The organism is Streptomyces sp. SID11385 (assembly GCF_010548245.1).
Lineage (GTDB): Bacteria > Actinomycetota > Actinomycetes > Streptomycetales > Streptomycetaceae > Streptomyces.
Genome location: NZ_JAAGLR010000382.1, coordinates 1 through 6204, shown reverse-complemented (window position 1 = coordinate 6204; position 6204 = coordinate 1). Strand labels below are relative to the sequence as shown.

4 protein-coding genes and 1 pseudogene are annotated in these 6204 nt (G+C 73.4%); all 5 read left to right on the top strand.

Annotated elements, in window-relative coordinates; genetic code table 11:
- The coding region (locus G3I42_RS11600) for a DUF6457 domain-containing protein (protein WP_164285115.1) at positions 1–815 on the top strand (815 nt) is incomplete at its 5' end.
- Positions 812–2584 (top strand): molybdopterin molybdotransferase MoeA, encoded by a 1773-nt coding sequence (locus tag G3I42_RS11595; protein WP_164285113.1) that lies wholly within the window; start codon positions 812–814, stop codon positions 2582–2584. The genes G3I42_RS11600 and G3I42_RS11595, both read left to right, overlap by 4 nt.
- Before the next feature lie 102 nt (positions 2585–2686).
- Positions 2687–3799, top strand: coding sequence for a potassium channel family protein (locus G3I42_RS11590; RefSeq protein WP_164285111.1), 1113 nt, complete (start codon positions 2687–2689; stop codon positions 3797–3799).
- A gap of 395 nt (positions 3800–4194) precedes the next feature.
- The gene (locus tag G3I42_RS11585) at positions 4195–5175 is read left to right on the top strand and encodes an NAD(P)H-quinone oxidoreductase (RefSeq protein WP_164285109.1); all 981 of its coding nucleotides are present in this window, start codon (positions 4195–4197) and stop codon (positions 5173–5175) included.
- A gap of 678 nt (positions 5176–5853) precedes the next feature.
- Positions 5854–6204: pseudogene (locus tag G3I42_RS36930) on the top strand (hypothetical protein); the annotation flags it as partial.

Sequence of the window (6204 nt, the reverse complement as noted above, 5' to 3'; positions counted from 1 at the left end):
AGCCGGGGCTGCGGATCGGCGGCCGGACGCTCCTCGACCGGGTGCTCACGGCGTGCGTGGGGGCCCGTACGACCGTCGTCGTCGCGGAGCCGCGTCCCGTCGCGCGGCCCGTCGTGTGGGCACGCGAGGAACCGCCGGGCGGCGGGCCGCTCGCCGCGCTCGACGCCGGGCTGCCCCTCGTCACCGCCGCGCGCCTGAGCCTGCTCTCCGCCGACCTCCCCTTCCTCACCCCCGCCGCCCTCGCCCGCCTGCACGCCGCCCTCGACGCGGACCCCACGAAGGACGGCGCTCTCTACGTCGACGCCGACGGGCGCGAGCAGTACCTCACCGCCGTCTACCGCACCGCCCCACTGCGCGAGGGCCTGGAACGCCTGGGCAGCGGAGCGGGAAGCACCTCCGGTGGACTGGCGAACGGGCACGACGGGCAGGTGAGGACCTGCGGGCTGTCCCTGCGGCGGCTGCTCGGCCCGCTGGACCTCGTCCGGGTGCCCGATGAGGAGCGCGTCTCCTTCGACTGCGACACCTGGGAGGATCTCGCCGTCGCCCAGGACCGGATCAGGGAGCATGGCCACGTGCTGGATGAATGGATTACCGCGGTCAAGGCCGAACTCGGCATCACCCTCGACGTGGACGTACGTCTGCTGCTCGACCTCGCGCGCGACGCGGCGCACGGCGTCGACCGCCCGGCGGCCCCGCTCACGACCTTCCTCGTCGGCTACGCGGCGGGCAGGGCCGAGGGCGGCCCCGAGGCGGTCGCCGAAGCGGCGCGCAAGGCGGAGGCCCTCGCCACGCGGTGGGCGGCTGAGGCGAAGTGAGCGCCCGGGGCGGTACGAACCCACAGGACCCGCAGTCGGACCCGGGCGCGGACCCGTGGCCGGACTCGAAGGCGGGTCGGTGGCCGGACCGCGAGACGGCCGACGAGGCGCGGGCCACTCTCGACGCCTCCTCGGCGAATGCCGCCGACGCCGCCGACGCCGTCGAGGCCGCCTACGACGCCGAGTTCGACCAGGCCCTCGCCCTCGCCCGTGCCCACACCACGACTCCCCACCCGCGCCCGGCGCCCGCCGACGACCCCGGTCCCGCCACCGGGGAGGGTGAGCCGGAGAAGCCCCGCGAGGCGTACGACTGGGCTGCCGCCTATGACGCGGAGGACGGAACCAGCGGGGCGGGAGCCGGGACCGGCGTCGCGTGGACCGCGATCGAGGACGCGTGGACCGGCGACGTACCGGCGACCGAGGCGGGGACGGACGACACCCGGGCAGCGGTCGGGCGGCACGAGACCGGAGCCGTACCGCCCCGCGAGGACAGCGCGTCCGCCGCCGACACCCCGGACCGCGGTCCCGCTCGCCTCTCCCGCGCGCGGTCCGCCACCGTGCGGACCTGGGAGGAGGCGCGCGAGGTGGCGCTCCGGGCGGCACACGAGACCGTGGCATGCACGGCGGCCCGGCCCGTGCCGCTCCTGCCGCTGGAGCAGGCACGCGGCCTCGCCCTCGCGGAACCGCTCGTGGCCCTCACCGACCTTCCCTCCTTCGACACCTCCGCCATGGACGGATGGGCCATCGCGGGGCCGGGGCCCTGGCGCCTGCTCCCCGGAGCGCAGGTGCTGGCCGGGCACGAACTCACGGGCGCCTGCGCGCGTCTCGATGACGGGGCCGCCGTGCCCGTGGCGACAGGCGCCCGGGTTCCCGCCGGGGCCACCGGCGTGCTCCGTACCGAGCACGGCGAGGTGACGGCGGACGGCACGCGCCTGCACGCCCTGCGCCCACTCGCGCAGGGCGAGGACATCCGCCCGTGCGGGCAGGAGTGCCGCACGGGCGACGCCCTTGTCGACCAGGGCACGGTCGTGACCGCCCCGGTGCTCGGACTGGCAGCCGCCGCCGGTTACGACGCCGTACGCGCCCATCCCCGCCCCACGGCCGAAGTCTTCGTTCTCGGCGACGAGCTCCTCGGCCGGGGAATCCCCACCGACGGCCTGATTCGTGACGCACTCGGCCCGATGCTCCCCGCCTGGCTCGAAGCGCTCGGCACCCGCGTGCTCGGCGTGCACCGCCTGCGGGACGAGGAGGACTGTCTCGCCGAAGCACTCGCGGCCTCGGAAGCGGACCTCGTCCTCACGACGGGCGGTACGGCGGCGGGTCCCGTCGACCACGTACGCCCCGTCCTCTCCCGGCTCGGCGCCGACCTCCTCGTCGACGGCGTCGCGGTCCGGCCGGGCCACCCGATGCTGCTCGCGGCGACCGCTCCGGGTCAGCACCTCGTAGGTCTGCCGGGCAATCCGCTCGCGGCCGTCGCCGGACTGCTGACGCTCGCCGCCCCGCTGCTCGCCGTTCTCGCGGGCCGTGACGAACTGCCCCGTACCCGCCTGCCACTCGCCGAACGAGCGGAGGGCCACCCCAGGGACACCCGGCTCCTGCCGGTGCGCGTGCGTGGGGGGAAGCTGTGTCTCCTGCGCTACAACGGCCCCGCAATGTTGCGCGGAATCGCGAATGCCGACAGTCTCGCGGTCGTCCCTCCGGGCGGGGCCGAGGCCGGAACCGCCGTGGAGGTGCTCGACCTGCCACGAGCGGGCGGATGTTTCACGTGAAACATGGCCCGAATGGACGAGCGCGATGTTTCACGTGAAACATCGCGGTGCGGTGTGAAGGGTGATGTTTCACGTGAAACATCACCAGGGCCTTGATGGAGGATGCACGTGAAACTGCCCGGACAGGACGCGATCGCGCGTCAGGCGGGTGAGCAAGCGGTCGCCACGCGCATCAAACTGCCGCGCCGCGTCGTCGAGCAGCCGTTCCGTCAGGTCGCCAAGCGCATCGCCATGGCGCTCGCGGTGCTCGTGGGAACCGCGCTCCTCGTGTACGCGGGCCGCGACGGCTACGGGGACAACTCCGACCACAAGGTCGATCTCCTCGACGCCTTCTACTACGCCACCGTGACGCTCTCCACGACCGGGTACGGCGACATCGTGCCGGTGAGCGACACGGCGCGGCTGATCAATATCCTCGTCGTCACGCCCCTGCGCGTGCTCTTCCTGATCATCCTGGTCGGGACCACCTTGGAGGTCCTCACGGAAAGAACCCGTGAGGAATGGCGGCTGCACCGCTGGAGGAATGCCTTGAGGGACCACACCGTCGTCGTCGGCTTCGGCACGAAGGGACGCTCGGCGATCAAGACCGTGCTGGCCGCAGGGGCGCTGACCCCGCAGCAGGTCGTCGTCGTCGATCCCAGCGAGAAGGTGATCGAGCTCGCCACCGCTGAGGGTTTCGCGGGTGTCGTGGGCGACGCCACGCGCAGCGACGTCCTCGCGCGCGCGGAAGTGAACAAGGCGCGGCAGATCATCATCGCCACCCAGCGCGATGACACCGCCGTCCTCGTGGCCCTGACGGCACGCCAGCTCAACCGGGGCGCACACATCGTCGCGGCCGTGCGCGAGGAGGAGAACGCGCCGCTGCTGCGGCAGTCCGGCGCGGACGCCGTCATCACGAGTGCGAGCGCGGCGGGCCGTCTTCTCGGACTCTCCGTCCTCAGCCCCAGCGCCGGCACGGTGATGGAGGACCTCATTCAGCAGGGCACGGGCCTCGATCTTGTCGAACGGCCGGTGATAAAGGCCGAGATCGGGCGCGGCCCGCGCGAGACGGACGACCTTGTGGTCAGCGTCGTGCGCGGCCACCGGGTCCTCGGCTACGACGACCCCGCGGTCGGCACCCTCCAGGCCACGGACCGCCTCATCACCATCGTCCGCGCGGGCCCGGACCCCCGCGCCGTCCGCGACACCCGACCGCTGCGAGGACACCCGTCCTGAGCGAACCCGCCCGCCGGCATCTGCGGTAGGCAGGCAGGCAGGACAGGCGGGCGCGCGGGGCAGTGGTGCCTGGTCGCGGGCTCCCGTTCGGCTTCCCGGTCGCGGACGCGGTCGGCTGCTCGGGGTCACGGCGTGGGTGTTCGGCCGGGCAGGGCGCGGCCGTCGTCCGGCAGGGACTCCGGCCGCTCCCGGCGGGCGGTGCGGTGCGGGGCTGGTGGTCCGCGCGGTCCCGTACGGGTGGACGTCTGACCCGCCGCACCGAACGCTGACGCACGTACGGGCAACCGGTTCGTCGCGCGCGGGGGAGAGGCGCACGCCGTGCGGAGACGGGCCGTCGCGGGGAGCGGTCGGCGGGTCCTCGGGAGGGGCCGGGGCCGGCGAGTAGCCTCGCGAGCATGCATGCGATCACGATTTCCGAACCCGGTGGACCGGACGTGCTCCTCTGGTCCGAGGTCGAAGATCCCCGCCCGGCGCCCGGAGAGGTGCTGGTCGAGGTGGCGGCGAGCGCGGTCAACCGCGCCGACCTCCTCCAGCGCCAGGGCTTCTACGACCCGCCGCCCGGCGCGTCCCCGTACCCGGGCCTGGAGGTGTCCGGCAGGATCGCCGAACTCGGCCCGGGCGTCTCCGGCTGGGCCGTGGGCGACGAGGTGTGCGCGCTCCTCGGCGGCGGTGGCTACGCCGAGAAGGTCGCCGTACCGGCCGGTCAACTCCTTCCTGTGCCTACCGGTGTCGATCTGGTCGAGGCGGCGGCGCTGCCTGAGGTGGTGTGCACGGTCTGGTCGAACGTGTTCATGGTCGCCGGACTGCGGCCGGGGGAAACCCTGCTGGTTCATGGCGGTTCGAGCGGGATCGGGACGATGGCGATCCAGCTCGCGAAGGCGGTGGACGCGCGCGTCGCGGTGACGGCGGGCACGGCGGCGAAGCTGGAGCGCTGCCGCGAACTCGGGGCCGACGTCCTGATCAACTATCGCGAGCAGGACTTCGTCGCCGAGCTGGGGAAGGCGACGGAGGGGCACGGCGCCGACGTGATCCTGGACAACATGGGCGCGAAGTACCTGGACCGCAACATCCAGGCGCTGGCCATGAGTGGCCGTCTCGCGATCATCGGTATGCAGGGCGGGGTCAAGGGCGAACTGAACCTCGCCGCGCTGATGAACAAGCGCGCCGCGGTCACCGCGACGTCGCTGCGTGCCCGCCCGGCGGCGGAGAAGGCCGCGGTCGTGGCGGCGGTACGCGAACATGTGTGGCCCCTCCTTTCCTCCGGTGCGGTCAAGCCGGTCGTCGACCGCCGTATCCCCATGAGCGAAGCGGCGACCGGACACCGTGTCCTCGACGAGAGCACTCACATCGGCAAGGTGCTGCTGACGACGGGCTGAACTTCGCGGAAGCGCAACCGTGGTGGGCCGGCCGGCACCCGCGAATCCCCCGCACGCGGGGAACTCGGTGTGCTCACAAGTCTGCTCCGCGTTCGGGGCACTTTGGGCGCGAAGAAGCCCAAAGTGCCGAATCTGTGGATAACTTCGGTGAATTCGTCACGCCGCTCACTCTTCGGAGTGAGCGGCGTTGCGGGTTTCGCGGAGTTATCCACAGATTTGGGGGGATGGGGGTGGGGGTGCTTCTGGGCCTGAAAGGATGGTTACAGGGGAGCCCCCCGGGTGGGTGGGGGTCTGTCCTGGGGTCGTGCGCCCGGGCGGCAAGCGCTGCGTCTCCTCCGCCTCTCTCGATCTGTCCTCGCCGGTCTCGCCGTCCTCGCCGTCCTCGCCGTCCTCCCGCTCCTCGCCCCTCCCGCCCTGGGCTCCCAGCCACCCCCTCCCTCTCGCCTCGGCGTCCCCGCTCGCCGACCCGGGCGGGTCGTTCCCGCCCCTCCCCTTCTCACCTCGGCGCCCCCACGTTCCCGCTCGCCGTCCCGGACGGGCCGTTTCCGCCCCTCCCCCTCCTGGTCTCCCGGCCACACCCCCCGCCCCCCACCTGGCTGCCCCCGCGTTCCCGCTCGCCGACCCGGGCGGGCCGTGTGAGGCTGGTCACGTGGAATGGGGCTTTGCGGGAGGGACGAGATGACCGCTGGATTGCGTGCGGTGACAGCTCCCGCCGCGTTGGTGGTGCTCCTTCTGGCCCTTGCCCTGGTTCTTCTGCTGCCGGACGGCCTCGCGTATGCGGTGGGGCGGGTCCCGCGCGACGTCCCACACAGCGCGGTGCCCCCTTCGCCCTTCCTTCCCTTCGTCGCGCCTCCCCGTCCCCTCACCGGCTACGAACCCCCGCAGAGCCACACCCCCGCTCCCGCACCACCCCCCGAACACCCGGGCCCCTCCCGCAACAGCACCCCGCACTCGCCCACCTCCGCGCCCGCCCCTGGCGCTGCCCCCGCGCCCGCCCCCGGCGCCGCCGTCCCCGGCGCCGGCATCACC

What these genes read in the sequence shown, in the direction of transcription:
- G3I42_RS11585 (WP_164285109.1), top strand. Translation starts at nt 4,195, where the DNA reads ATGCATGCGATCACGATTTCCGAACCCGGTGGACCGGACGTGCTCCTC.
- G3I42_RS11590 (WP_164285111.1), top strand. Translation starts at nt 2,687, where the DNA reads ATGCACGTGAAACTGCCCGGACAGGACGCGATCGCGCGTCAGGCGGGT.